Source organism: Leptolyngbya sp. FACHB-541 (genome assembly GCF_014695875.1).
GTDB lineage: Bacteria > Cyanobacteriota > Cyanobacteriia > Elainellales > Elainellaceae > JAAUTN01.
The window spans coordinates 38682-64640 of sequence record NZ_JACJPC010000098.1 but is presented as its reverse complement, the minus strand read 5'-3'; the positions used below and the strand labels follow the sequence as shown (position 1 = coordinate 64640).

The 25959-nt window shown below is 48.8% G+C and carries 24 protein-coding genes; 7 read left to right on the top strand and 17 right to left on the bottom strand.

Annotated elements, in window-relative coordinates; translation table 11 throughout:
* Positions 1 to 180: 180 nt before the first annotated feature.
* Positions 181 to 1035 (top strand): 16S rRNA (cytidine(1402)-2'-O)-methyltransferase, encoded by an 855-nt coding sequence (rsmI, locus tag H6G00_RS20060; RefSeq protein ID WP_190798096.1) that lies wholly within the window; start codon positions 181 to 183, stop codon positions 1033 to 1035.
* On the opposite strand, the gene H6G00_RS20055 is transcribed toward rsmI, so the two are convergent.
* The 10 genes from H6G00_RS20055 to H6G00_RS20015 all read right to left on the bottom strand — a co-directional run bounded on the left by H6G00_RS20055 (position 1021) and on the right by H6G00_RS20015 (position 8552).
* Positions 1021 to 2403, bottom strand: a complete 1383-nt coding sequence (locus H6G00_RS20055) for a heterodisulfide reductase-related iron-sulfur binding cluster (RefSeq protein ID WP_190798095.1) — start codon at positions 2401 to 2403, stop codon at positions 1021 to 1023. The genes rsmI and H6G00_RS20055 overlap by 15 nt on opposite strands.
* A gap of 16 nt (positions 2404 to 2419) precedes the next feature.
* On the bottom strand, positions 2420 to 3754 hold the full coding sequence (locus H6G00_RS20050; protein WP_242042395.1) for an FAD-binding oxidoreductase: 1335 nt from the start codon (positions 3752 to 3754) through the stop codon (positions 2420 to 2422).
* A gap of 44 nt (positions 3755 to 3798) precedes the next feature.
* Positions 3799 to 4074: a UBP-type zinc finger domain-containing protein gene (locus H6G00_RS20045; RefSeq protein WP_190683972.1), complete on the bottom strand. Its 276-nt coding sequence runs from the start codon at positions 4072 to 4074 to the stop codon at positions 3799 to 3801.
* A gap of 123 nt (positions 4075 to 4197) precedes the next feature.
* Entirely contained in the window at positions 4198 to 4536 is a 339-nt protein-coding gene (locus H6G00_RS20040) for a DUF4926 domain-containing protein (protein WP_190798094.1), read from the bottom strand.
* 4 nt (positions 4537 to 4540) lie between these two features.
* Entirely contained in the window at positions 4541 to 4750 is a 210-nt protein-coding gene (locus H6G00_RS35605) for a DUF6883 domain-containing protein (protein ID WP_242042394.1), read from the bottom strand.
* Entirely contained in the window at positions 4714 to 4869 is a 156-nt protein-coding gene (locus tag H6G00_RS35600; RefSeq protein WP_242042393.1) for a hypothetical protein, read from the bottom strand. Before H6G00_RS35600 ends, H6G00_RS35605 begins: the two co-directional genes overlap by 37 nt.
* Before the next feature lie 65 nt (positions 4870 to 4934).
* Entirely contained in the window at positions 4935 to 5603 is a 669-nt protein-coding gene (locus H6G00_RS20030) for a hypothetical protein (RefSeq protein ID WP_190798093.1), read from the bottom strand.
* Positions 5604 to 5623: 20 nt separating this feature from the next.
* Positions 5624 to 7354: a serine/threonine-protein kinase gene (locus H6G00_RS20025; protein WP_190798092.1), complete on the bottom strand. Its 1731-nt coding sequence runs from the start codon at positions 7352 to 7354 to the stop codon at positions 5624 to 5626.
* Positions 7355 to 7360: 6 nt separating this feature from the next.
* Positions 7361 to 7816, bottom strand: a complete 456-nt coding sequence (locus H6G00_RS20020; protein ID WP_190798091.1) for a hypothetical protein — start codon at positions 7814 to 7816, stop codon at positions 7361 to 7363.
* Positions 7817 to 7856: 40 nt separating this feature from the next.
* Positions 7857 to 8552, bottom strand: coding sequence for a hypothetical protein (locus H6G00_RS20015; RefSeq protein ID WP_199318611.1), 696 nt, complete (start codon positions 8550 to 8552; stop codon positions 7857 to 7859).
* A gap of 214 nt (positions 8553 to 8766) precedes the next feature.
* Here H6G00_RS20015 and H6G00_RS20010 point away from each other — a divergent pair, with 214 nt between their 5' ends.
* Together H6G00_RS20010 and H6G00_RS20005 are read left to right on the top strand one after the other, a co-directional pair.
* Positions 8767 to 9282, top strand: coding sequence for a GNAT family N-acetyltransferase (locus H6G00_RS20010; RefSeq protein WP_190798090.1), 516 nt, complete (start codon positions 8767 to 8769; stop codon positions 9280 to 9282).
* A 134-nt stretch (positions 9283 to 9416) separates the two neighbouring features.
* Positions 9417 to 10541, top strand: coding sequence for a M20 family metallopeptidase (locus H6G00_RS20005; RefSeq protein ID WP_190798089.1), 1125 nt, complete (start codon positions 9417 to 9419; stop codon positions 10539 to 10541).
* 77 nt (positions 10542 to 10618) lie between these two features.
* Here H6G00_RS20005 and H6G00_RS20000 read toward each other — a convergent pair whose 3' ends face one another.
* Positions 10619 to 12265 carry a tetratricopeptide repeat protein gene (locus H6G00_RS20000; RefSeq protein WP_190798088.1) on the bottom strand — a complete coding sequence of 549 codons (1647 nt, stop codon included), beginning with the start codon at positions 12263 to 12265 and terminating at the stop codon, positions 10619 to 10621.
* Between the two features lie 25 nt (positions 12266 to 12290).
* Here H6G00_RS20000 and H6G00_RS19995 point away from each other — a divergent pair, with 25 nt between their 5' ends.
* Positions 12291 to 12440: a hypothetical protein gene (locus tag H6G00_RS19995; protein WP_190798087.1), complete on the top strand. Its 150-nt coding sequence runs from the start codon at positions 12291 to 12293 to the stop codon at positions 12438 to 12440.
* Between the two features lie 5 nt (positions 12441 to 12445).
* Here H6G00_RS19995 and H6G00_RS19990 read toward each other — a convergent pair whose 3' ends face one another.
* Positions 12446 to 13027, bottom strand: coding sequence for a hypothetical protein (locus tag H6G00_RS19990; protein ID WP_242042392.1), 582 nt, complete (start codon positions 13025 to 13027; stop codon positions 12446 to 12448).
* 286 nt (positions 13028 to 13313) lie between these two features.
* Positions 13314 to 17180, bottom strand: coding sequence for a cobaltochelatase subunit CobN (gene cobN / locus H6G00_RS19985; RefSeq protein ID WP_190798086.1), 3867 nt, complete (start codon positions 17178 to 17180; stop codon positions 13314 to 13316).
* Between the two features lie 209 nt (positions 17181 to 17389).
* On the opposite strand from cobN, the gene H6G00_RS19980 reads away from it, so the two are divergent.
* Entirely contained in the window at positions 17390 to 18559 is a 1170-nt protein-coding gene (locus tag H6G00_RS19980) for a zinc-dependent alcohol dehydrogenase (protein WP_190644483.1), read from the top strand.
* 53 nt (positions 18560 to 18612) lie between these two features.
* On the opposite strand, the gene H6G00_RS19975 is transcribed toward H6G00_RS19980, so the two are convergent.
* From H6G00_RS19975 to crtO, 3 genes are all read right to left on the bottom strand, one after another.
* The gene (locus H6G00_RS19975) at positions 18613 to 19539 is read right to left on the bottom strand and encodes a glycosyltransferase family 2 protein (RefSeq protein WP_190798085.1); all 927 of its coding nucleotides are present in this window, start codon (positions 19537 to 19539) and stop codon (positions 18613 to 18615) included.
* Positions 19540 to 19618: 79 nt separating this feature from the next.
* Complete coding sequence (locus H6G00_RS19970) at positions 19619 to 20770, bottom strand: iron-containing redox enzyme family protein (RefSeq protein WP_190798084.1); 1152 nt, start codon at positions 20768 to 20770, stop codon at positions 19619 to 19621.
* Positions 20771 to 21021: 251 nt separating this feature from the next.
* Positions 21022 to 22713 (bottom strand): beta-carotene ketolase CrtO, encoded by a 1692-nt coding sequence (gene crtO, locus H6G00_RS19965; protein WP_190798083.1) that lies wholly within the window; start codon positions 22711 to 22713, stop codon positions 21022 to 21024.
* A gap of 234 nt (positions 22714 to 22947) precedes the next feature.
* Here crtO and H6G00_RS19960 point away from each other — a divergent pair, with 234 nt between their 5' ends.
* A complete protein-coding gene (locus tag H6G00_RS19960) occupies positions 22948 to 23430 on the top strand; it encodes a DUF2243 domain-containing protein (protein ID WP_190798082.1) in 483 nt (160 codons plus the stop codon).
* A 169-nt stretch (positions 23431 to 23599) separates the two neighbouring features.
* The gene (locus H6G00_RS19955) at positions 23600 to 24274 is read left to right on the top strand and encodes a Fe2+-dependent dioxygenase (protein ID WP_190644488.1); all 675 of its coding nucleotides are present in this window, start codon (positions 23600 to 23602) and stop codon (positions 24272 to 24274) included.
* A gap of 89 nt (positions 24275 to 24363) precedes the next feature.
* Here the strand turns inward: H6G00_RS19955 and H6G00_RS19950 are convergent, their stop codons facing one another.
* Positions 24364 to 25842 carry a di-heme oxidoredictase family protein gene (locus tag H6G00_RS19950; RefSeq protein WP_190798081.1) on the bottom strand — a complete coding sequence of 493 codons (1479 nt, stop codon included), beginning with the start codon at positions 25840 to 25842 and terminating at the stop codon, positions 24364 to 24366.
* Between the last annotated feature and the right edge of the window lie 117 nt (positions 25843 to 25959).

Here is a 25959-nt window from a genome sequence, read left to right as displayed (position 1 = left end):
AGGCTCAGCGAAATCAGTATCTTCTCAGTAAATAAAACTTTACTTAAACAGGTACTTTTACAAGTTTTGAGAACAGAGATTCGCGATTTTAGCTTTTAGCAAGCGTCAGATCGCTAGAAATACTGAGAGATTAAGCAGTTTTCAGCGTTTCTCATTCTCACTCTGAGCTACGATGCCTACATGCATGGCACTCTATATGTAGTAGGAACCCCGATCGGCAACCTGGAAGATATGACCTTCCGGGCAGTGCGGATTTTGCAAACGGTGGATGCGATCGCTGCCGAAGACACTCGCCACACCGGAAAACTGCTCCAGCATTTTCAAATTTCTACCCCGCAGGTCAGCTATCACGACCACAATCGCCACAGCCGTTTGCCCGAACTGCTAGAGCGGCTGCGTCAGGGCAAGGCGATCGCCCTCGTGACCGATGCCGGAATGCCAGGAATTTCCGACCCCGGATACGAACTGGTGAAAGCCTGTGCTGATGAGGGAATTGTAGTGGTGCCTATTCCGGGAGCCAGTGCAGGAGTGACAGCGCTTAGCGTGTCGGGTTTAGCGACCGATCGCTTTATTTTTGAAGGCTTTTTGCCCGCCAAAGGACAGGAACGACGCGATCGCCTGGAAGCTTTGCAGACCGAGGCTAGAACGCTGATTCTGTACGAATCTCCCCATCGCTTGCGGCAAACCCTGAAGGATCTGGCAGAGGTGTTGGGAACCGACCGAGCGATCGCTCTGGGACGGGAATTGACCAAACTGCATGAGGAAGTGTGGCGCGGCAGTTTGGAGGAGGCGATCGCCCACTACAGCGATCGAGAACCTCAAGGGGAATTCACCCTGGTGATTGCCGGAAACGAACTGGCAGAGCCACTGTTGTCAGAGTCAGCCCTGAGAGCAGAATTGCAGCACTTGTTGAGTCAGGGATTGTCGCGATCGCAAGCCAGCCGACAGCTTGCTCAAAAAACGTCCTTGTCCCGTCGTCAAATTTATCAGTTAGCCTTAGCAATCCCGGATGCCGAGGATTCAAAGTTGCTCTAGTTTCACGCCACGGATCGAGTAATCTAGCAGGCGAATTGGATGCATCAGCGGCACGGTTTTGCCTTGAAGCTGGAGGTGCTTTTGAATTTGCAATGAGCAGCCGGGGTTAGAGGAAGCGATTAGCGTCGCGCCTGTGTTGAGTAAATTTTGTACCTTTTGCTGCCCTAACTCGTCTGCAACTTCGGGTTGCAGCATGTTGTAAACGCCTGCACTGCCGCAGCAAAGAGCCGCATCCATCGGTTCTCGAAGCTGCACATTCGGGATTTGACGGAGAAGCTGACGCGGTTGCAGGCTGATCTTTTGCCCGTGCAGCAGGTGGCAAGCATCCTGATAAACAAGCGTTAAAGGTGCGTCAGTGAGGGGAGAAAGTTTGGCGGTGAGTCCGATCGCTCCCAAAAACTCCTGAACGTCCTTCACTTTGCTGGCAAATTCATGCGCTTTCTCACGGTAGTCAGGGTCATCTTGAAGGATGTGACCGTATTCCTTCAATGTGTGTCCACAGCCTGCGGCATTAATAATGATTGCATCTACGTCTGTGCCTTCAAAGCTGTCGATCATCTGGCGGGCGATCGCCTGTGCCTGTTCTTCCTGTCCCTGGTGTTGGGGCAGTGCTGCACAGCAGCCCTGAGATTTGGGAATGACCACCTCACAGCCATTAGCACTGAGGACTCTGGCAGTCGCTTCATTCACTTCTGAGAAGAATAATCGCTGTACACAACCCAAAATCATTCCCACTCGATAGCGCTGCTCTCCCTGCGCTGGAATTACAGTCGGAAGCGTATCTTGAAAGGATTCAGCAGTGACATTAGGCAACAAAGATTCCATTGCAGCGAGTCGTGGCAAGAACCGCTGGAGCAATCCGGTAGAACGCACTAGCTTTGGCAGTCCTAGCTTCTGGTAAACAAATAGCGGCACCAGCAACCACCGCAGGCGATTAGGGTAGGGGAAGAGGGAAAAGATGAGTTGGCGGAAGAGGCGATCGCCCAGTGAACGAGGAACATTTCGCTCAACCTGGGGACGAGTCGCAGCAATCAACTGGTCATACTGCACTCCGGATGGACAGGCTGTGGTGCAGGCGAGACAGCCTAGACAAGAGTCAAAGTGTTGTGAAGTCGCGGTAGACAGCGGCGCTTCGTGATGATTAATGGCATTCATTAAATAGATTCGTCCTCTAGGCGAATCCATTTCCTTGCCAATCACTCGGTAGCTGGGACAGGTCGTCAAGCAAAAGCCGCAGTGGACACAGGCATCAACCAGTTTTTGGTCGGGCGGATGTTTGGCATCAAAGCTGGGAAAGGAGTCCAGGTTTTGATTGTCCAGGTTTTGATTGAATTGATCAGCAGGTTTGGTTGTGTCTGAAGTGTTCATTTGGCGATCGCACCCCTCAAATGTTGCGGATAAAACGATGGGGACTGAGCAAATCTTGTGGATCAAACTGTTGTTTTAATTTCTGCATCCACTCCAACGCATTGCCTGAATAGCCCCAAACGTCAAACTGCTGTTTGAGCGATTGTGGAGCCGATAGCACCGTGAGAAAACCACCCTGAGACTCACAAAGTTGGCGAATTTTGAGCAGCGTTTCAGGAGTCGCGTCCCCACTCATTTTAAGTTTGCCTAAGCCGCTACTTGCATGAATCGTGGCGATCGCCTCGGTCATTTCACTCTGCCTGATTTCACTCACTTTTGCTAAAGTTGCGACTGCGTTGGTGGGCAATATTCCTATCTTGCAAATAATCACGGGTTCAGCAGCAGTATCTTCAAATCTTTCTGGTAATTTGTGCCATAAATTGGACTCATCATCATCGGTCAACTCTTCGCCCTTTAAGTCTAACGCTTGACCCACTTCTAGAAGTTTGGCCGCTTGCTGTTCGACGCTGACCGCAATTCCTTGAAAGCGGCTGACCAATCCCATGCCCTGACCTAGCTGTAGCTGAGCAACAGTACTGTCAGAAAGTAGCTCGATCGCTGTAGGAGTCAGGGCTGAAGCTAATAGCGTTTGGGTTGCCTGGGCGATCGCATCTGGCGTTCCCGTAAGAATGACCGTTTGAGAGGCAGTTGACAGCGGATATACCCGAAATGTCACCTGATTGATGATTCCCAATGTCCCATAAGACCCGGTGAACAGCTTCATCAGGTCATAGCCTGCGACGTTTTTCACAACTCGCCCACCTGCCTTAGCAATTTGCCCATCCGATCGCACAAAGGAAAGCCCGATCAGCATATCTCGAATGCCACCATAGCGTTGGCGCAAGGCACCCGTGTCGGCAGTGGCAACAATTCCTCCCAAGGTCGCCCGATCGGAATAGGTGGGGGCGATCGCCAAAAATTGCCCCACCTTCGCCAGCGCCGCCTGAAGCTCTGCAAACCGCATTCCCGCTTCCGCTGTAACAGTGAGATCCCCTACCGCATGATCGATCAAACGGTTCAGTTTCGCTGTACTTACCACTATCTGAACGCCTTCTGCCAATCCGCCCCAGTGCAATTTGGTGCCAGAGCCGCAGGGCAAAACACGCCAACGATTTTGGCTGGCACAGGTCATCACTTCTGCTAGCTCTGCTGGAGTCGCAGGATAAATAACAGAGTCGATTTGAGTCCCAGGAACCAGAGCTGCACTAAATTGAACCTGCTGCTCGGAGTTCAAACTTTCCCAGGTAGAAACCCCAACTGAACCGACAATTTTCTCAAACTGAGAGGCGATCGCACTCATCCGTGCAGCCAAATCACAACCCGCTCATCTTACAACTGATTGAGGGCTGCGATGTATCAATATTGCTGCATTTGCTTATCGACAAAACACCAGAGCCACTGCTCTCCCAGTTCTGCTGAACTAATGATGGGATGCCCAGTCTCCTCGTAGTGACGACGGGCGTGTTGATTTTTAGAAGAGTCACAGCACAGCATCTTGCCGCAGCTCTGGCAAATTCGCAGATGTACCCAGCGATCGTTGGTCCGAATGCATTCTTCACACCGAAACATTGGATAGTTAGCTTTCGGAATTAGGTTGTCCGGGGTGATTTGACCGAGATGTTGGCAAGACATAGGAGTTAGGTGTTGGGATGCTTGCAATTCTATAAGGAATTTGAGCAATACAGCATTGTAGTTTGGTAGCAAATCTAAACTGAGGAGAAGTGGTAGCGGTTTCCTAAAATGATGGTTGAAGCGTTAGCATGACTGAGATGCTTGAACTTGATCGTTAACTGCTTGGGTCAACAACTCTTCAATATAAGCTTCTAAATCAATCAGCGTTTCAACACTTAGTTGGTCGAGTTTCTTCAGAATCTCCATCTCCTTTTGCCATTTTTGCAGAGAAGTAATTTGGGAGGCAGAGACTTCAACGGTTACATTAGGTACACTGAATCCCTCAAGGCTATATCCATCCTCCTGGGAACTAGACATAGGATAGTGTTCCACTACCGTAGCGGTTTCACCTCGCTTCAGGTTGTACATGGGTAGGTCTTGAAGCAGAACTACTTCAGAAAACAAAGGAAATTTCGCTTTCATCAGCCTACTCCTGATCGATGTAGCGGTTAGGAACTAATGTAACAAACTTCGCTTGTTGATCGGTCAACATCCAGATTGTGATAATTTCGAGTTCTAATCCATTGACCCCTTTCAAAGTTGCCTTAATTGCGTACTTGCTACCGTAAGGCGTTTCTTCTAGGAATTCGGCAGGTTGTGTCAAAATCTGCGATCGCAAATCAGCTTCTGCTGCCAATTTTCTAAGGTGTACCCTGCTTGTTGAAGAAATTTTGATTTATCGTCTTTGGGCAAAGGCACTAACAAGTATTTAGTCAACTTTTCTTCTGCGATCGCCGCACCCAGAGGAAGGAACATCGTTTATCTGCGTCCTGAACCTGATCTACAAGGTGACGAACGTTAGTTAAAGAATTGGATCGCTATTAAATCACTTTAGTAAGAATAAGCTGTCCTCGATCTGCCGCTTCTTTAAAGCAGGTTTTAAACTCCTGAATGGTTCTGCAAAACTCTTCTAAAAAAACTGGATGATCCTGCAAAGTATCGGAATGCTGCAGCAGTTCATTCACTTCAACTTGGTGTAGAACTTGGGCGATCGCCTTCACCTGATCTGAGTTGAGGTAAAGCAATTCTAAACCTGGCTTAATCTGTTCCCCTTCCCAAACAACTCGGCGAGCAAATTCAGCGTCTAGGTTTGGAAACTTTATTTTTAGCTCTTGCTTTAGGGATTTATAAATCTGTTCGCCTATTCGCCCATCAAAAAAGATATTTCGATGAACAAGAGATGGATCGCTTGCCTTCAATTGCTCTAAAAATCGTTCTAAGAGAATGCAATAGGACTCAAGTTCATCCTCAGATTTAAAGATTCCATTCAAGAAATTCTCTGTTGTTCCGTATTCCTGGTATTCCCGTTTGAGTTCTTCTATTGGATTTGGAATATACCCAAAGCTAGTTATAGGAGTTGGGGCAAACCAGTGGAACATACCACCTCCATGTCCCCATAGGTCATCAATTAATATTAGCAGAGGCTGATCGTTACAGATTTGTTCAAAAGATTCAACAGGTATGGCTTGTTTCCTAATAGAATGGCTCACCGCTATTTCAATCCTATCGGTTAGTGCAAATCTTCTTCCCAGATGCCAATGTAGATCCGATCGCTATCATTACGTTCAATTACGCCTTCTAGGTTGCCAGAGGTGAAGGAATAATCGTTGCGTTGGCGATCGCGAATTTGGCTTAGGGCTTGCTCAATTTCTTCGGTCGATCTGCCATTGAGCATTCCGTTTAGCGTCACCCGCATCATCAGCGGATCGACGGATTGGGCAAAGGAGGCTTCGGTTTGGCGAATGCGATCGGTGCTTTTGTCGTAGATGTAGGCAAGGGTGACTTGGTTGGGCACCAGTTCGTATAGGTCAGAGCGTGTGTTGGGCCAGTAGCCGTCTCTAGAACGAGTTGGCTCACCGAGTAAACTCTGCACCTCAGATATAGATGTGCCTGTGGCGAATCCAGGAACGCTGCGGTCGGATAATGCAGCGGCAGTTCCTTGCTGACTTTGTGACGGTGAAGGTTCTGGGCTGGGTTCTGGAGTCTCTGCGATGGGTGGTTCTGGCTCTGGCTCAGGTTCTGGTGAAGGAGAAGCTTCTGGGGTGGGTGACAGTTCGGTTGGTTCGGGTGGAGAAAAGTCTATCGGGGTTTCGGTGGGGGTTGGCTCTGGAGCCTGGGCAGTCTGGGGCGATCGCGTCACAATTGCACTGACTCCGCCAACGATGGCAGCGGCGATCGCCACTCCGACTAACAGCAGAGGTGCCATTCGGTTTGAGCGTTGAGGTTTTTGAACTGGGGGAATAGCTGCCGCCGTTTTGGCAGGAGTTCCGACCGTTCTTTTAGCGGGGCCAACTGTAGCTGCACCAGGAGCCGGGACAGCCCGATTCACCTGGCGAGGAGCGACTGCTACGGTTGCTGCGGTCGTCAGGGAAGGGGGAATATCTGGATTGGGAATAGCTCCGTTTGCCCCTGCAGCCATCCCAATAGCTGAGGAAGTTGGCAGCAACGTTAGCCATTCTGCGACGGTTGCTGGACGATATTGCACCTCGACTGCCATGCCGCGTAAGACAGCCTGACTGACGGCGGGACTAATTTGAGGTTGCAGCTCACGGGGTGCTGGCAGGGTTTGGCGGGTTCTCAAAACTGAGGCGATCGGCACAGTTGCGGTGAGCAAGGCGTATAGCGTCGCTGCCAAACCATAAACATCGGTGGCAGGAGTGCGTTTTTCCTGCGACATATACTGCTCAATTGGCGCGTAGCCGACCGACACCAAACTGGTATGCGTCTGAGTGGTGCCGGGGGTAAACTCGCGGGCAATGCCAAAGTCAATTAGCACCACCTCTTGAGTACCCTGGCGTAAAATGATGTTTTGCGGCTTTACGTCCCGGTGCAGCAAACCATTTTGGTGAACCACCTGTAAGGCGGCTCCAATCTGGCGAATGTAGTGAATGGCGATCGCCTCTGGTAATGAATGATCAGGAAAGACGACTTCTTCCAACGTTTGACCGGGAATGTAGTCCATTACCAGATAAGGGATGCCCTCTTCGGTAAAAAAGTCATTCACCCGCACAATATTGGGATGAACACACATCGCTAACCGCCGCGCCTCATCGCGAAATTGTCGCTCTAGTTCGGCAAACTGCGGGATCTGATGGCTGGCTGGAGTCAGGGTTTTGATCACCACCGCTTGCCCCAAGTCTCGATGCACAGCCTTGAAGGTGATGCCAAACCCACCCTGTCCTAAAGGCTGCTCCAGAGTATATTTGCCGTCTTGCAGCAATTTGCCTACTAGCGCGTTCATTACCCTTTAGTTGCTCTCATCCGTTGCATTTGCTTCATCTGCCTGATCCTGATCACAGACGAATTGCAACACCTCTGCGGAACTGCTGCCCCGCATGGGTTGCGCTAGTCGCCCATTGTCATCATAAACGGCACGGTGAATCACCTGTCTACCTCTGCCATGAACGGTAATGCGTCTGAGCCGTGATACCAGGCTGGTGCAATCTACCGAACGGTAAACCAGTGTGCCATAAACGGGCTGTTCTAGCTCAACTCCGATAAAGGCGTTGTTGGGTTCCTGAAAGTCTCGATATTCCCAATACCAGATGACGCCTTCTCGGTTTTCGATGGAGTTGCGATCGACCAGAAAGCGATCGCCCACCTCATTCTCTGTAACCTCAACCCAATCTTCTACAGCCAGGGCAACAGGGGCAAAGGAAACTACTGCACACAGGGCGGTCAAACCAATCAATAACCGTTTCATATTTTCAGTGAATGAGTGAACCAAAATGAATTGCTAATTGCTATTGAGCACGAGAATCTTGATAATCTTCGACGTTTTCGATTGCTTGCTCGGCGTAAGAATCATCCGGTCGTTCGTCCAAAGCCCTTCTGAAATAGAGCAACGCCGTCCCAAACTCTCTCGCTTGCGTTGCAGCATAGCCTGCTCGCATGTAGCGATCGTAGTCAGAGTCCTGAGGAGCACGCTGTTGTGGCGTTGCAGGCTGAGCAGGTGTAGTGGGTGCAGCCGCAGCCCGTCCTTCTTGCTGTTGATAAGCAGTTACGACTCGCTGCACGTAGTCTGAAATTTCGGCGCTGTTATATTGTTCTGGGTCGCCCCGCATCCACCAGGCGGCAGATCGCCGCACCGCCAGCAGTTCGTTATTATTGCTGGCACGATATTCATCTTGCAGCACGTCACGGATGACGCAGGTGACGACACTTCGGGCAGCATTGGGGTCAGCTTCAAACTGGGCTGGAGTTAGCTCTCTGCCCAAACACGACCTTGACCAACGGGGAATATTGGCTCCCATGATTTGCCAGTCACTATATAAACCGTCATTGGCGTTGCCCGTTTGGGGGGATGCCTGGCGCAACGCTTCGACCAACGCCGCAACTTGTCCATTTGAGACTTGAGCCTGTGCGGGCAGCATTCCCAAACCCAGTACAAATCCAAAACTTCCAAGGCTAATCAGGAGTTGGCTAAATCGTAACCGCATAGATTGAGTCCTACAAACCGTAGGCAGCTTTGATCCTCACAGTGAAGTGCGATCGCCATGTCCACCAAAAGGTCAAATGGATGCCTACACTACAAACAACATCATAACTCTGTCCCTCTTGGATGCACCCCTAACTCGGTAGAGCTTTAAAGTAAGAATTGAAGTACGAATTTTTAGACAATACTAGTTTCCAGCCGTTGACTCAGGCAAAGGGATGATCAACCCAGTATTTGAGACTCAGAGATTGCAACTGAGTCCCGTTTTAGAAGAAGAGCTTGATGTCCTCCACAAAATCTTTATTGACCCGTATGTGAGAAGGTATTTGTGTGATGACGAAGACTGGTCTTTGCAGCAGGTTGAGGAAATGTTGAGTGAGAGTCAAAAGCTCTTTAACGAGAAAAACTTTGGGCTTTGGCTAATCAGAACTAGAGATAATGAGGAAATTATTGGAATGACGGGTTTGTGGTACTTCTTTGAGGAGGAGCAGCCCCAACTGGTTTATGCTTTGCTGCCTCAGGCAACTAAGAAAGGCTATGCAACCGAAGCCGCAGCCAGGATTCTGGAGTGTTGTTTTGACGAACTTGGCTATCAGTATCTTGTGGCAAGCTGCGATCGCCCAAATCTAGAATCTCGCAGAGTTGCAGAGAGAATCGGTATGAAAGAAGTAGAAGAGAGAATCGTAAATGGCAATCCTCTCACGTTTTTTAAGGTTGAGCGGAGTAAAACTTGATTTCAAGCTCGTCAATCAGGCTTTAAACTCGTAAACCTATTTCTATTTACGATTCCTGGCAAAGATACTGGTGTTAGGGCGATCGCCTGGCTATGCAGACGGGATTGAACCCTATACGGACTTTATCAAAATTAATGACCAACCTAACGTCTCTCACCCTCACCCGCCAACTGCTGTCCTTTAATACCACCAATCCACCTGGACAGGAGCGAGATTGCGCCAAATATCTGGCTAAGGTGCTGGAAGACATCGGTTTTCAAACCTGCTGTTATGAATTTGCGCGCGATCGCACCACTGTTGTCGCTCACCTCAACGGGGAAAAAGAGCAATTACCCATTTGCTTTACCGGACACATCGACACTGTGCCGCTCGGAGCAACCACATGGGAAAAAGATCCCTTTGCAGGTGAAACCGAAGCAAACAAACTCTACGGCAGAGGATCTTCAGATATGAAGGCTGGCATTGCTGCTATGGTCATTGCCGCTTCCCGTTTTGCCCAGCAGCCCGGCAGAAAAGCAGGAATGAAATTAATTTTGACGGCAGGGGAAGAAACTTGTTGCGAAGGCGCGTATCACCTGGCAGGGCTAGGAAATGTCCTGGGTGAAGCAGGCACCGTGATTGTGGGTGAACCCAGCACCAACTACCCCTGGATTGGACATAAAGGAGCCGTTCGCTTTGCCATTCGCACTAAAGGAATTACGGCTCACGCTTCCATGCCAGAACTGGGAGACAACGCCATTTACAAGGCGGCTCAGGTGATTCTCAAACTACAGTCCTTTGAATTTGGCATTGAGCCTCATCCCTTCTTAGGAAAACCAACTTTAAACGTCGGAACCATTACTGGTGGGCAAAACATTAACTCAGTTCCCGATGAGACCACGATTGGAGTCGATATTCGCACCATTCCAGGACAGGATCACCAAGCTATTCAACAGCAACTCCAAATGCTTTTAGGTGAAGAGGTTGAAATTACTTGCCTTAATCAAGCTCAAAGTGTTGCAACAGAACCCTCTCACGACTGGATACAAACCATCTTTGAGATTACTAAACCCTATCTGGATACTGCCCCAGTTGCTAAAGGAGCTTCTTACTTTACGGATGCGTCTGTATTCACCCCTGCGTTTGGTCATCCACCCACTGTGATCTTGGGCCCTGGAGAACCTACAATGGCTCATAAAACCAATGAGTTTTGCTACGTTTCAAAAATTGAGGAAGCAGCTGAAATCTATACTCATATTGCAGAACGGTGGTGTAGCTGAACAGCAGGAGTTCCTATTTTTGTAAGAACTCATTCCGTCAAAGTCGCATTGCAGAATTAAATCTTCTCTCAGTGGAGTTAGTCAATCTCTATCTTTGAGGAAAGGTGAAGCGCATGATTGTAGCTGGCGATCGCCTCCTCATGTTGTTCCAAAGCGTGTAAAACTTTGCTCCGCTCGATCCACAGATCAGCGTCATTGCTCTGAATTTGAATGGCTTGATCAAGAGCAGCTAACGCCCGTTCGGGTTGCATCAGATGGAATAAAATGAGTCCTCGCAAATACCAGGACTGATAAAGGTCAGGATTCGAATAGATTGTCTTGTCAATGGTGGCGATCGCCTCTTCATAGCGGCTCAAGTCAAACAAGACCTGGCTGAGGGCATACCCAATTGCCGCCTCGTCAGGAGCCAGTTCCTTTGCGGTTTGATAAGCAGTTAACTCCTCTTCGTAGCGCTGGAGTTGCCCTAAAGCCAAGCCGCGATTGAGCCAGGGGAGGTATTCATTGGGATGAAGGGCGATCGCCCGATCATAGGCAGCGATCGCTTCTTCATACCGCTCTAAGTGACGCAAAACATTTCCCCTTCGAATCCAGGTGTGAGGGTGATCAGAGTGGAATTGCAGCAGGCGATCGTAAGTGGTGAGTGCTTCCTCATGCCGCTGGAGTTGGGTCAACAGTTGTCCGCGCAGTGACCCCAAATTGAGCGAATCAGGTTGATGTTGAATCGCGTGATCATAGGCATCGATCGCTTCCTCATACTGCCCCAGATCCGCTAATGTGTTTCCCTTCATGTACCAGACCTGGTAGTTTGGCTGGTGTTGAATTGTGTGGTCGTAGGCATCGATCGCCTCTTCATAACGTTGTAGCCCCCTTAAAGCATTGCCCCGGTGATACCAGGCTTCAGCAGAGGTGGGAGATTTGCGAATCGCTTGGTCAAAAGCGGCGATCGCCGCTTCATAGTGCTGCTGCTCCAAGCGTTGATAGCCCTGTTCTTGCCAGTGCTGGAGGGGTTTTGGTATCACTCGTTGCACCACTACCCCAATCACAATTAAGCTGACCAGCATGGCTGCTGCCCATTGGTTGAATAGGTCATAGCCCGTCCAAGCCAGCTCCATTGGTACACCTAAGAAAGTGCTAACGGTTTCGACGGTCTGCCAAAATGCCCGATTTGCCTCTGGGCTAAACCACAATAAACCAAAGACGACAAAGATTCCATAGCGGCTCCAACCATTGATCTGCGATCGCACATTAGCAGGGAGCCAGGGTTCGATAATGCCATATCCATCTAGGGGTGGGATAGGCAGCAGGTTGAGAAATACCCCCGCCACCTGAAGGAGAATCAGAAATGCCAGTGCCTCCCAGATCCAGTGGTTGGGCACAGCGGGAGCGAGTCCTAGAAAAAATGGAAGGGCTAGCAGTAAGGTGACCAGGACACTGGCAGCCGGACCTGCGAAGGAAACGGCACTTTCCCAGGCACGGCTCCGCAATCGCTTCACATCAATGTAGATTGCTGCTCCGGGTAAGGGAATGCCACCGATCAGCAAGAATACGAGGGGTAAGACCAAACTGTAGGAGAGATGAGTATATTTCAGCGGGTTGAGGGTCAAATATCCCTTATCTTTGACTGAGATATCGCCGCCCCAATAGGCTACAAGGGCATGACCGAATTCGTGCAGGCAAACCGATATAATCCAACCGACAAAAACGAAGACGGCAACCGAAAGCATAATCAATCTCTACCCTTCTTGCTAGTTGAGGGAAGAATTTGAGTATAAATGGTTTTCCTTCCTCTACGGGAAGAAAAAAGAGGAAGGCGATCGCAATCGATTAGAATCGGTGGATGCGATCGCTGCATTAGACGAGATTGCTCAGCAAGTCAGAGGGCAAATTAAACGGATTTGATAGTATTACTCTTGTGTTTCTTTAGATTTAGCAATTCGTCTTCCCCAAGGCTTCACTGTAGAGATTGCAATGATCACGAACAGAAATGAGATTTGAATTGCTGATCCAACTAAAACTCCTTTTGCATCAAACACGTAAACAGAATTCTGAAATGCATTCAATCCCTCTAAGAGTGCGATTTCTTCAGCCTTATTGCCCCAGGGGAATAGCCAAAAAGTGCCAAAAATCATCAAACCAGTCGTCAAAATCCACTTGGTGATTACCCAGTAGAATTTGAAAAAGCCATAGTTAGTTTGCCAGCAAAGGAGGGTCGCGGTCACCACTGAACCAATTGCCGCAGGAATCACAATCACATCATCGAGAAGGTTAATTGCCGAGTTTAGTGCAAAGAGAATGTCTGAGTTCACAGTGTTCTGGTTTCTTAGCGAAATTAGAAACATACTGAGAACTGCGCCCGTCCACAGTGCCGCAAAGCCAATGTGAAAGGATAAAATCCAATTCTTTTGTTGAAGGCTTAGTTTGAAAGATTTTTTCTTTTGCGTTGCATCAGGTTTGAGTAAGCTCTCATTGGTTTCAACTGTTGTCATTGAATACTCCTTCTTGACATGATGAATCATCCCCACAGAGAAAACCTAAATGTTGGGGTAAATTGTTGGCGTTGCTAAAGATGATTCACAGGTATCCATTCTCTTGTAAGGGCGTTTCGCGAAACGCCCTTACGAAATTCATGCATCAGATCAGCAATACCAAATGTTCTCCAGGTGGGAATGTGATGAGTGTAGCGCTCGCCCCTCACCAATGCTTAACCAGAATTGCTCCGCCTGTGCAGATCTTGCTGAAATTGCTACTGCAACGCTCTAAACTTTTGAGGAATTAACGAAACTGGTTATCCGTATTGCTTTCAATTACTGCTTCAGCTTGAAGGGCGATCGCCTTCAGTTCATCCAGCGTTTTATCTGAAACGTTCTGCCATAGTCCTCGCTGATTCGCTTCTAGCAGTCGTTCTGCCATATCGCGTAAAGCCCAAGGGTTCTTTTGCTGAACGAACTGTTGAACTTCAGGGTCAAACAAGTAAGCCTGAGCAACACCCTGATACATGTGGTCTTCAACGCAGTGAGTGGTTGCATCATAGGCAAACAGGTAGTCCACCGTTGCAGCCATCTCAAAAGCACCTTTGTAACCGTGACGCATCACACCCGCAATCCATTTAGGATTCACCACACGAGAACGGTAAACTTTGGCAATTTCCTGCTGAAGTTTACGAATTTTCGGATTTTCGGGCAGGGAGTGATCGCCAAAATAAGTAGTGGGATTTGCGCCAGTGAGCGATCGCACCGCAGCAGTCAAACCACCCTGAAACTGGTAATAATCATCAGAGTCGAGTAAATCATGTTCGCGGTTATCCTGATTGTGCAACACGACCTGAAGCTGTTGTAGCCGCTGTTTGAAGGCTTCTGGATCGGTTCGGGCTTCTCCCTGTCCGGTGTAGGCGTAGCTGCTCCAGTTAATATAGGCACAGGCGAGATCCTGGTCGTCTGTCCAGTTTTGCGATTCGATCAGTCCCTGTAGTCCGGCTCCGTAAGCACCCGGTTTTGAGCCGAAGATGCGATAGTGCGATCGCCGTTCTGCTTGCTCCTGGGTCAATCCGGCTGTCTGCCAGGTTTCTACTTCTTGCTGTACCTGGGCTGCCAGTGGATTTTGCTCAGGAGGTTCATTGAGTGCTGCAACTGCTTTGACAGCCTGGTCAAACAGGTCGATTAAATTAGGAAAGGCATCGCGGAAGAAACCTGAGATCCGCAAAGTGACATCCACACGGGGACGATCCAAGACGGATAACGGCAAAACCTCAAAGTCTACGACTCGGCGGGCTGACCCATCCCAAACAGGCTGAACTCCTAACAGCGCCAGTGCTTCTGCCAGATCATCTCCCCCCGTTCGCATCGTGGAAGTTCCCCAAATTGATAACGCTAGTGTTTTGGGGTAATCACCATGTTCCTGAGTGTACTGTTCTATCAGTGCTTCAGCCGCTTTGCGTCCCACATCCCAGGCGCTTTCGGTGGGAATGGCACGAATGTCTACGGAGTAAAAGTTGCGTCCGGTCGGGAGTACTTCAGGGCGGCCACGAGTGGGTGCGCCAGAGGCTCCACTAGGAACATAACGCCCATCTAGTCCATGCAGGAAGTGAGTGATTTCTTGTTCGGTTTGTTGGAGGCTGGGGAGAAGGTGAGTGACGATCCAGTGGAGGTCGGGAATATTGCTTAACGAAGCAGTGTTTTTGAGCGTGAAGTCTTCGATTTCACGCTCAAAAACATCTTCAGATCGATCAACGTCAGGAGTTAGAAGGGATTCAACCAGGCTAGCGGCGAGCTGCTCAAGCTGTTCGATTGCGTCACCAACAGTGCGATGCGTAGGGGATTGAGAGGATGAATTTTTTGAACACATCGCGTTCCAAAAATCAGTTCCTAAAGATGAGAGGGAGTCAGCAGGGTTGGCGGTGAGGGGGTCAAAGTCGAGCTGCCAGCGTTGAGCGATCGCACGAGTCAACCCTAATCTGCCTTGTCCTGGGTGACGAGCGATCGCTACAACTAAATCTCGCAGTTGTCGCCCCTGAGGACATTTGCCAAAAATGTGTAGACCGTCACGAATTTGGGCTTCTTTGAGTTCACACAGATAGCCATCAGCACGCGTGATAAATTCTGAGATAAAGGTTTTTAGTTGGGACTGATCGATCGTTTCCAGGTTGTCATTTTGTACTCCCAAATCTTGATGTAGGTTTTCCTGAATAACCAGTGTGGTGATGCGATCGCTAATTACAGCTAAGCGAGTTGGGTCAAGGCTCTGCGCTTCATAATATTCATCAATCAAGCCTTCTAGCTGTTGCAAAGCGCCATATAATTCGGCGCGGGTCATCGGCGGCGTGAGGTGATCGAGAATCACTGCTTGGGCGCGACGTTTTGCCTGTGCCCCTTCACCCGGATCATTCACAATGAATGGATAAAGGTGAGGCAATGCACCTAAGGCAACTTCGGGATAACAGGTTTCGGAAAGTGCAGCTCCTTTACCAGGGAGCCACTCCAGGTTGCCGTGTTTACCGATGTGAGCGATCGCTTGTGCTTTAAAGTGCGATCGCAGCCAGTGATAAAAAGCTAAATACTCATGAGTTGGCTCTAAATCGGGTGCGTGATAGTTTAACGTCGGATCAAGGTCGTAGCCACGAGCAGGTTGAATGCCGATGAAGATGTTGCCGAGTTGGAGTCCGGGGATAGGAAATTGGGGGTTGGGCGTGTGCCAGCGATCGCTGATGCCTTGTTGAACGGCTTGGGGGAGGGTGGCGAAATAGTGCTGATAGTCTTCCAAAGGAAGGCTTTGATGAACTTGGCGGAGGTCTTGTCCTTCAGGGTCGTTAGTGACGCCTTGAGTGAGTCGTTGAATCAGCTCGTCGCCTGATGTAGGAATGTTTTCAATAGAATAACCTCCTTGTTCTAAAGCTTTGAGAATTTTGATGCAGCTTGCGGGAGTATCTAACCCGACACCATTCGCGAGGCGACCGTCACGGGTGGGGTAGTTTGCCAGAATGAGTGCAATTCGGCGATCGCTTACGGGTGTTTGACGCAAATGTGCCCAGTTTGCAGCCAGGTCAGCGACAAATTGAATGCGATCGTCTACGGGTTCATAGCCCACTACATCAGTTTCTAGGGCTGGGTTGCGGACTTGAACAGTCTTAAAGGAAATGGCACGACTAATGATACGTCCATCCACTTCGGGTAATGCCACATTCATCGCCACATCTCGTGGAGAGAGCCCTCTGGTCTGCGATCGCCACTGTTCTACCGTTCCGCCACTGAGGATGACTTGGATTACAGGGACATCTAACTGTTTCCACAGGTCTACATTGGGCGTTTCACTATCCAGTCGAGCCAATGAAAAACTGGTGGCGTTGAGCAACACCTGAATTGGACACCCATCCTTAGGCTGAAAGTGAGTGAGTAAATCGGTTTGCACATCTGGATCGCGTAGGGAAGATACGAAGACAGGGACTGGTTCTAATTGTCGTTCGACTAATGCTTGACAGAGGGCATCAATCGGGGCAGTGTTGCCAGAAAGGTAGTGGGCTCGGTAGAAGAGAATGCCGATTTGGGGGTTGGGGGTTGGGGGTTGGGGCGATCTCGGAGAGATACTCGCAAGGGGTCGCCATTCATACAAACCTACACGCGGAATAGGTTGGGCGGGACGCAGATCGTAGTGCTGACCCAAACTGGTGTTTGCGATGAATTTGAAGGCATTAATGGTGTTTTCGATGCCGCCTTCGATCAGGTAGCGCCAGAGTTGATTGACGGCAGTGAGTGGAACGGTGGAGTGGCTAATCAGGTCAGGGTCGGGGCGATCGTCTCCCGGTAAAACAAACAGAGCGGCTCCAGTTTCCTCTACTGTTTGTTTCACCACTTCCAACCCGTAAGACCAATAAGCTCTTCCTCCAAGTAAGCGCAGGACAATTACCTTTGCTTCTGTTAACACCTCCTCAGCATAAGTATCGATACTCAACTGCTGCTGAAGCTGTAGCAGATTGCTGACTCGCAACTCTGGAAAGCCGGACGGAAGCTGGGGTAATGCTTTTGCCAACGTTTGAATCTCTGTATCAGCCGCTGTTAAAAATACTAGCGGAGCCGGATTTTGTTCGATAAAAACAACACCCTCAGTTTCAGGATTCCATCCTCCCGGAGTTGCAGCAATACGATGCATAAATGAAAGTTACTTGTGTTACTTGGGTTGATGAAAATGTAGGTTGGGTGAAGCGAATGCGCAATTCAACCTACGATGCTGGCTAAACAGTGAGCGTTGCCCACTTTACCACAATACGGCAGGACTCTCCTTCCAAAGGAAGACGATAGCCTCAATCAGCACTTGTTACCTTGACAGGTATCAAAATCTAACTTATCTCCTGTGAGCTAATGAAAGCAGTATGCTGGCATGGTGCCAATGATGTTCGAGTTGAGACGGTTCCTGATCCTAAGATTCTCAACCCCCGTGATGCCATTCTGAAGGTGACAGCCACTACCATTTGTGGTTCTGATTTACATATTTACGATGGCTATATTCCCTCCATGCAAGCAGGAGATATCATCGGTCATGAGTTTATGGGGGAAGTAGTCGAGATTGGTTCAGAAGTCAGGAAGCTGAAAATAGGCGATCGCGTCGTTGTCTCTTCGATCATTGGCTGCGGTCAGTGTCGCTATTGCCAGCATCAAAAGTGGTCACTCTGTGATAACTCCAACCCCAATAGCTGGATGCAAGAACCGTTGTTTGGTTTTGGCACTGCGGGTATTTTTGGCTATTCTCACTTGTTTGGCGGTTATGCAGGCGCGCAGGCAGAATATGTGCGTGTTCCCTTTGCTGATCATGGCGCAATTCCCGTTCCTAAAGAACTTAGCGATGAACAGTTGTTGCCAATCTCCGATGCCTTCCCGACAGGTTTTATGGGAGCAGACTTGTGTAACATCCAGCCAGGAGATATCGTCGCCGTTTGGGGATGTGGGCCAGTAGGCCTATTCACGATGCGTAGCGCTTACATGTTGGGAGCGGAAAGAGTGATTGCGATCGATCGCATCCCTGAGCGACTGAAAATGGCACAAGAGTTCGGCAAAGCCGAAGTGATTAATTACGAAGAAGTAGACGCAGGGGAAGCACTCAAGGAAATGACGGGCGGTCGCGGCCCTGATGCCTGTGTTGATGCTGTTGGCATGGAAGCTCACGGCATGGGTTTAGAAGGATTCTATGACAAAGCCAAGCAGTCTGTGCGACTGGAAACCGATCGCCCCCACGTATTGCGGCAAATGATTGTGTCCTGTGCCAAAGGCGGCACCCTGTCGATCATGGGAGTTTATGCAGGCTTCCTTGACAAGATGCCAATGGGTGCTGCGATGAACAAAGGGCTAACCTTCCGTATGGGACAGATGTTTGGACAAAAGTATATTCCCATGCTGGTTGATCGCGTTCAGAAGGGAGAAATTGATCCTTCCGTTGTGTTTACTCATCATTTACCGCTAGAGGAAGCAAAGCAAGGCTACGAGATCTTCAAACATAAAAAAGATAACTGTATCAAAGTCTTGTTGAAACCATAACAACCTATAACATGCAAGAAAAATGCAGGTGGCATCGCTCACCTGCATTTTTCTTATCTTGCCCCTGCTATCCAGTCTCGCCCTGTGCCTTTAGCAATTACCTTATCACCAAAGGGATAACCTTTGTGAACCAGCCACCAGTAAACTGCCCAGTACACACTTAGCGATCGCTCTACTACCCAAAGTGGTGCAAAAAAGCAGATGTTAATTGGGAAAAATGGCTCGGCTCCGCTGCGTCCTTTAAACGCGATGAGGATAGAGGCGATCGCCACTCCCAGTCCATACCCCAACGCTGCTTTTGTACCCCAAAGCCACGCCAGCAGAATGCCAACGGGAATGAGTGCTAGAAATAGGGTCGTCTTAAATCGCATGACAAAATCTTCGTAAGCCTGACGGGGGCGCTGTTCCCACCATTTTTGCAGGGTTGGGGGGAGCTTTTGGATAAAGAAGTCTGTGGCGTAACCGATACTTGCTCCTTTTACGGCAAAGTGACGCACCATTTCCTCGTTGTCAAACAACACGTCTCCGTCGTAGTGACCCACTCGCAGCATCGTACTGCGTCTGAAACCACAGGTTCCGGGATAGTCGCCGGTTGGTAAGATGCCTCGATTGAGCAACATTCGGGCTGCTTCTAGCCTTCCCCACCAGGGTAGCGGTTTGAAATAGTTTTGGGGACGCACCAGTTCATACTGCTCAAGCAAGGCAACCATTCGAGCTACATTTTCGGGTGTGTAGCGAATGTCGTCGTCTCCGACAATGATGCGCTCACAGTCTGTCAGCGCAACCCCAGTGTGGATTCCATTCACCTTTCCATTCAGGTAAGGGTATTGCGGATCAACCGTAACATGGCGACATAGCTTACCCCATACCCGCTCATTTTCTGCAAAAACATCGGGAGGTGAACCATCAACAACTAATACTTCACAACCTGCCTCAGCTAACAGTTGAAAGTAGTTAGCAAAGTCCGCTAACTCCGCCATTGATACGCTTACCCTGCGAATTGGCAGGAGGTAAGTGCAACAGGGAATCATATTGGTACTCCTGGTTAATTGAATACTCCTAATTTTTTGCTCTGGAGGATTTTGCGATCGCCCGTTCTGCTCGTTCTGCGGCTCTCACAGAAGAAGCGATCGCTGCCACCGCTCGTCTACTCATTGCTCGCTGCTGGTCATATCCTAAAACTAGTTCCCAAGCCTGTTGAGGACATTGGTTTGCCACAGGTAGGACAACCTTATCCAACATTTGGTAACCATCTTCTGTATGAAGCCGTGTATGTAAATCCCAATAGTTAATTACAACCGATGGGAGCCTGAGACGCTGGGCAGCTACTTGATAGTGAGTAAATGCTGCTGGCACCGCAACCTCCAGATAGAGCAATCCACCTACATACTGGAGAAGATAATTTTTTTCTCGGGTCAGCAGAAAGGCTTGATTGTGCAGAGCAAACACTTCCCACGGAACCACATCAAAATAGGTTTCTGGTTCTGTATCCATACCAAGGGCGGCAAGCATCTTGTTGAAATAAGTAGAATATTGACGGTTTAAAGGGGCAAGGTAATTTTCTTGAAGAAATAACCTTGTGAATTCAGTTGGTATGGAGTGATCTTTACTGGTTGCGTTTAGAGTACGACAAAGATGACTGACTGCGGCTAATCCGTCTATAGAGGCGATCGCCAGCAAGCGTTGATAGCCAGCCTGAGTCATTTGAGTGCGAAAGAAACGATCATTTTCAGCCGAAATAGAATTTGAATCCGCTGCAATTCGCTCATTTAGTGTTTTTTCAACACTCACTTTTTTTAATGCATCAAGCTCAAACTGAGCTAATTCCCACCGTTGCCAAACCTTTTCAATCTGGTTCCGCAAACTGTGTAAGTAAGTGCTGCATTCGTGCGTAAGAAACTGTGAATGATCAGCGTTAAGACGACTAAGCTGAACGTTGATCTGATACAGAATTCTCTGTAAAAATCGATGAGCAAGGTGCGAACCTGGTGTTTTTCTATCTGCTCCTGACAATACAGAAGCAAATGCTTTTAGTATTGCTTCAGACACCGTATTTTGAAAAAACTCTACCTGTGAAGATAGAGATAGAACTTGATTAGGATTCTGCTTAAATAGACTGTCTAGATACTTTTCAGCTTGTGCATAGTTTGCAATATCTAATTGATTGCTGCGAGAATATCCTATTTTGGGAGCCTTAAGAGCGGAAACCATAATATTTTGCGGCTTTGCAAACATTCTCTTGAACATCCAGACGAGTAAAGTAACAGGATAGAGAGTGTTTACACGTTATGTTGATTACCCTTACACTGTACAGTTCACCTTTTTGTTTAATCTAGATCCAAAGGTGGTGTCTTACGCTTATCTATGTTAAGTATGCTTGTGTTCCCGCTCACAAGCTATCTCGAAACACTTTACTCTTATCACCTTAAAAGTCTCTAAGGAAAAGGGCTTCAAGCAAATTTTTAGGGCAGGTTAAAGACTGATTTTGCCGTCAATTTTAGAGAAGTTCCAGCATTAGCTAGCGTTTTGGTTATCGATCGCTGATGTTGTAAAAATACCCTAGCACAGTTGCGTCCTGGCATTCCCGAAACAGAGCCGCCCGGATGAGTTCCAGCACCCGTCAGAAATAAGCCTGCAATCGGCGTTGTGTAATTAGCCAGTTCTGGCAACGGACGGAAAAACATCATTTGATCGAAAGTCATATCCAAATGATAGTAGTTGCCCTTCAGCATTCCCAACCTTTCTTCTAGGTCTGGTGGACTTTCAATGTGACGCGCAATGATACTGCTCTTAACATTGGGAGCATATTCTGCTAGCTTGTCAAGGACGCGATCGGCGACCTGGTTCTTTAGCTCTTCTGTCCAGCCCGTACCTTTTATTCCCGTACCTGCCGCTCCAGCAATTTCGTAGGGCACGAAATATTCAATCCACAACGTGTGTTTACCGGGAGGAGCCATTGCGGGGTCAAGCATGGTTGGCACCACCACATACATCGAAGGATCTTCGAGCGGAATCTTACCGACATTTGGATCAGTGTGAGCAACTTCTACCTGACTAACTGAATCTGCAATTAAAACAGATCCAATCAAGTACTCATCCTGGTGATTGTGATGTTCAAAGCGAGGCGCTTCTGATAAAGCACAGTCAATTTTGAGAATGGCTTCATTGTGGTTGACAATACGACGAGAGAGGCGATCGCCCAACTGGGCATCAGCAGCTTTGACATCCGCCTCATCCATTAAATGTAAAAAGGTACGTTTTGCATCCAGACTAGAAATAACACCTTGCTTTGCCCGGTATTCCTGCCCGTTGGCAAGCCGCACCCCTACGGCTCGACCATCATCTACCAGAATTCGCTTAACCTGCTGGTCGGTCAAAATCGTACCGCCCAAGCTTTGCACCAGTCGAATCAACGCCTCTGTTAATGCCCCAGTTCCACCTCTAGGTCGTGCCATGCCAGGGTCATGCCGCAACGACATCATGATCGAGCCAATAGCCATGTTCTTTTGAGAAGGAGGAGTGCTGAGTTCAGCCGCTAGTCGAGCCAGAGGAGCTTTCAGGAACTCTGAATCAAAGTACTCATCAATTACATCCATTGGACTGGTGAACATGGTACGGACCAAATCCAACGTTTTGTTTGGTGAACCAACCAGCGAGAATACGTCTTTAATCTTGCCGATGTCATAGTTACTCAGAATGTTAACAATGGATTTGGGAGGTGCATTAAAAACAGGAGTCAACATCCCAATTACACGTTGCCAAAAGTCAGTAAATTCAGCATACTTCTGAGCATCACGAGCGCTATACCGTGCAATTTCAGCGCATGTTTTTTCAACTGAGCGGTGAGCCAGAAAGTATTTGCCGTCTGGATGCGGACAAAAAACAACCGGATCGCAGAACAGATACTCTAACCCGTATCGATGCAGCTCTAATTCTTGAACAACGGGGCCAAGATGGATAAAGATATGGTCGATCGCACAAGGATTAAACCGAAAACCAGGAGCCTCTTCTGGCAGTAGCTCTTCTGTGGTTGCTCCGCCGCCAGGAAACTCTCGTTTTTCCAGCAGCAGCACTCGATAACCTGCCTTCAGTAAGTAGGCCGCACAAATCAAACCGTTGTGACCTGCCCCAATGACAACAACATCAAATTCCATCTAAACCGTTTCCCTAACCTACTAACCGACGATGTCAATTTAATCGTGATTCCAAACGTAGGTTGTTGGAGCAATGCTGGACCTCTGACTGAAGAGGGAAGTTTGCAATTAGTAACAACTTTATGAGAATCTCAAAGATCTACGTCTTTGGAGAGTTGGTCAAATTCAACTTGCCTGTCGGAATGAAACTAAGCACCTTTGAAACTTGTGTTGAACGTAGACCAGGGAAGTCCAGTGGAGAAGAATCTTACCCATCGCCCCATCATTTTGGCGGGAATAGTCCTGGGTATTGGGCAAGCAGGATTTTTTGACGGCATTGTGTTGCATCAACTGCTGCAATGGCATCACATGTTTAGCAGTGTTGCCACTGATACAACCGTTTCGGGGTTAGAGTTAAATACACTTGGAGATGGGCTGTTTCATCTGGCAGATTGGCTGATTACACTGACAGGAATTTTTTTGCTTTGGCGGGCAGGTAGGCAGGGCAACGTAATTTTTTCCACGCAAACTTTTCTCGGTGCTTTTGTGCTGGGTTTTGGACTATTTAACGTAGTTGAAGGCATCCTCGACCATCAAGTTTTAGGAATCCATCATGTTAAGTCAGGTCCCCATGAGTTGGCTTGGGATATAGGCTTTCTAATCGTTAACGCTGTAATTTTGGCGATCGGTTGGTTAACTTTGCGGTCCGGCAAGCAGAATGCAGAAGCGACTGATTGACTGACAAATCTTCTGATGTAGGTTGAGTGCAGCAGAGCGGAACCCAACTCCTGCTTTAAAGCATGGTTAAAACAGTGGATTAAGCGTAGGTGGGCGAAGCAAAGATTGCTAGCAAATCGCCAGTATCAAGATACGCTAGAGGGAGTATTCTCAACTAATCTAACGTTGCATGATTGTATGCATTGGCGATGTCTTAACGCCTGATGAACTAAGCAAAATTACGTCAATGGTTGAAGCAGCTGAGTTTGTCGATGGCAAAACAACAGCAGGTTGGCACGCCAGCCTGGTCAAGCACAACACTCAACTTCCCAAAGATGCACCAGAACTGGATGATATTCGCAAGCTGATTAGCGCAGCGTTGCAGCGCAATCGGTTATTTCAAATGGCGGTACGTCCAAAGCGGATTCATCCAATGCTGATTAGCCGCTACCAAACTGGAATGGCTTATGGGGTTCACACTGACGATGCATTAATGAATTCTCAACAGCAGTTAATGCGATCGGATGTCTCCTTTACGCTGTTTCTTAACTCACCAGAAGAGTATCAGGGGGGTGAACTGGTAATCGACAGCACTCAAGGCGAACAACCCTACAAACTAGAGGCAGGTGCCATGATCGTTTATCCATCTTCTACACTTCATTGGGTTGAAACGGTCACGAGTGGAGTACGTTTGGCGGCAGTCAGTTGGGTGCAAAGCTTGATTCGTGACCCGCAGGAGCGAGAAATCTTGTTTGACCTGGATACGGCACGGCAGGCATTGTTCAAGCAACAGGGAAAAACGAGAGAGTTTGATTTGCTCTCTAAAACTCATGCGAATTTACTGAGAAAGTGGGTTGAGGTGTGACCTTTAGCTGAGTCATACGGGATAGGAGAAAAAAGAGACAAGGAAAAGCCTTTCCCTTTTTTCTCCTATCCTAAGTCTAGGAAAGTGGACTAAAGCGATCGCAAAAACTGAATCAAGGCAGCACGGTCTTCTGCTGACAGGGTGCGAAAAGACTCTTTTGCGGTAGCGGCTTCGCCCCCGTGCCAAAGAATAGCTTCTTCTAGGGTGCGGGCACGACCATCATGTAGATAACCCGAATAGGGTAATACAGTTTGCGTCAGTCCAACGCCCCATAAGGGTGGTGTTCGCCACTCATTTCCGTCGGCAAGAAAGTCGGGACGACCATCTGCTAACTCGCTTCCCATATCGTGTAACAACAGGTCGGTGTAGGCATGAATGGTTTGGTTCGCCAAAGCTGGAATTTCGTGTTCGCCTGTGTGTAGCTCAGCCACATGGCAGGAAGCGCAGTTCGCAGCAAACAGCCGTTCTCCTTGCTGCACCTGTGGACTGTCTAACAGAGTACGGGCAGGAACCGCGATTGTTTGCACGTAGACCGCAGCTGCTTCGAGGATGTCTTGGTTAATATCCTGGGTGTTATCTGTGTCTGGAAACAGGGGATTGGTGACCCCCATGTCATTAACATAGGCAGATGCGGACTGCTGTAGCAAGGTGGGTGTGTTTGCTTTCCAGCCAAATCGCCCCAATGCCTCGGCTTGCTGAACCACATCCCACACTCGATTTGGGCGACCAGAGATGCTGTCGCGATCGCCATCTTCAGGGTCTGCCAACTCTAAAATTTCGGATTCTGGAACCGCTTCTAATAGCCCTGCCCCAAAGACAGGTTGAGGAATTCGGTTGGAAATAGCGACCCCTTCTGGAAAAGGTGTGCCATCCCAGAGGGACAGTTGTATGTGGGGCGATCGCAATGAGTAAGCGGTGCCATCTCCATAAGTTCCCTGTTGCTCTTGCCAGTCCAACTGCACCACCGCTTCTGGTTCATATCCATACACGCCTTGTTCCTGCACCTGAGTACCAATTCCCAGGACGGGTAATATATTTTCTCCTGGTGCTTCGGTTTCCAAGGCATGGAAGGATCCGGATTCAGGGGGAGCGCCAGAATCCTCGGCTGGCTTTTCAACGGTTAGCTGGCTAAGGCGCACGACTCGCTGCCCTTTTTCTGGCATTCCTCGCCCATTTTTGATGTGGCATCCCGCACAGGATGTGCCGTTAAACAGAGGACCCAGACCCGGATTGACGTTGGCAGGTGCCGTCACAAACGCTGCCTCAAATGCCAGATCCCCCACAGCATGGCGGTCAAGCCAATAGGCATCCAGGTTGGGAGCAGGTTGTTCAAAGGCACGAGACGTGCGATTTTGGATGGTTGTTTCCCCTCCTGCCAAGGGGGGTGATATTTGGGACTGTGCTGGCAGGTGGAGCAGCGTAGAGAGGAAGATCCCGGCGATCGCAGCCACGAATCCCAGAATGAGATGGCGGTGAGGAAAGAGAATAGGGCGTACAGAGAAACTGAATCTCTGCTTGAAGTGGTGAGATGGCTCTCTGTTATTCCCCTGAATCGATTGTCTTACCATTGCTTCCCTATTTCCTCTCCTCTCATTTCTTACCGTGTAAACACATTACTTGTGATTGGCCTCAAACCTCTCATTTCGCCCCTAACTCCGCATTCTGAAGGACTTTTGAACCGCATC

Bases quoted from the DNA above. Each gene is read 5' to 3' on its own strand.
- H6G00_RS20020 (WP_190798091.1), bottom strand. From the start codon at position 7,816: ATGAAACGGTTATTGATTGGTTTGACCGCCCTGTGTGCAGTAGTTTCC.
- H6G00_RS19950 (WP_190798081.1), bottom strand. From the start codon at position 25,842: ATGGTAAGACAATCGATTCAGGGGAATAACAGAGAGCCATCTCACCAC.
- H6G00_RS19990 (WP_242042392.1), bottom strand. From the start codon at position 13,027: ATGACAACAGTTGAAACCAATGAGAGCTTACTCAAACCTGATGCAACG.
- H6G00_RS20025 (WP_190798092.1), bottom strand. From the start codon at position 7,354: ATGAACGCGCTAGTAGGCAAATTGCTGCAAGACGGCAAATATACTCTG.
- crtO (WP_190798083.1), bottom strand. From the start codon at position 22,713: ATGGAATTTGATGTTGTTGTCATTGGGGCAGGTCACAACGGTTTGATT.
- H6G00_RS20015 (WP_199318611.1), bottom strand. From the start codon at position 8,552: ATGCGGTTACGATTTAGCCAACTCCTGATTAGCCTTGGAAGTTTTGGA.
- H6G00_RS19975 (WP_190798085.1), bottom strand. From the start codon at position 19,539: ATGGCGGAGTTAGCGGACTTTGCTAACTACTTTCAACTGTTAGCTGAG.
- H6G00_RS20000 (WP_190798088.1), bottom strand. From the start codon at position 12,265: ATGCTTTCGGTTGCCGTCTTCGTTTTTGTCGGTTGGATTATATCGGTT.
- H6G00_RS35600 (WP_242042393.1), bottom strand. From the start codon at position 4,869: ATGTTCCTTCCTCTGGGTGCGGCGATCGCAGAAGAAAAGTTGACTAAA.
- H6G00_RS19970 (WP_190798084.1), bottom strand. From the start codon at position 20,770: ATGGTTTCCGCTCTTAAGGCTCCCAAAATAGGATATTCTCGCAGCAAT.
- H6G00_RS20045 (WP_190683972.1), bottom strand. From the start codon at position 4,074: ATGTCTTGCCAACATCTCGGTCAAATCACCCCGGACAACCTAATTCCG.
- H6G00_RS20055 (WP_190798095.1), bottom strand. From the start codon at position 2,403: ATGAACACTTCAGACACAACCAAACCTGCTGATCAATTCAATCAAAAC.
- H6G00_RS20010 (WP_190798090.1), top strand. From the start codon at position 8,767: ATGATCAACCCAGTATTTGAGACTCAGAGATTGCAACTGAGTCCCGTT.
- rsmI (WP_190798096.1), top strand. From the start codon at position 181: ATGCATGGCACTCTATATGTAGTAGGAACCCCGATCGGCAACCTGGAA.
- H6G00_RS19980 (WP_190644483.1), top strand. From the start codon at position 17,390: ATGAAAGCAGTATGCTGGCATGGTGCCAATGATGTTCGAGTTGAGACG.
- H6G00_RS20005 (WP_190798089.1), top strand. From the start codon at position 9,417: ATGACCAACCTAACGTCTCTCACCCTCACCCGCCAACTGCTGTCCTTT.
- H6G00_RS19955 (WP_190644488.1), top strand. From the start codon at position 23,600: ATGATTGTATGCATTGGCGATGTCTTAACGCCTGATGAACTAAGCAAA.
- cobN (WP_190798086.1), bottom strand. From the start codon at position 17,180: ATGCATCGTATTGCTGCAACTCCGGGAGGATGGAATCCTGAAACTGAG.
- H6G00_RS20040 (WP_190798094.1), bottom strand. From the start codon at position 4,536: ATGAAAGCGAAATTTCCTTTGTTTTCTGAAGTAGTTCTGCTTCAAGAC.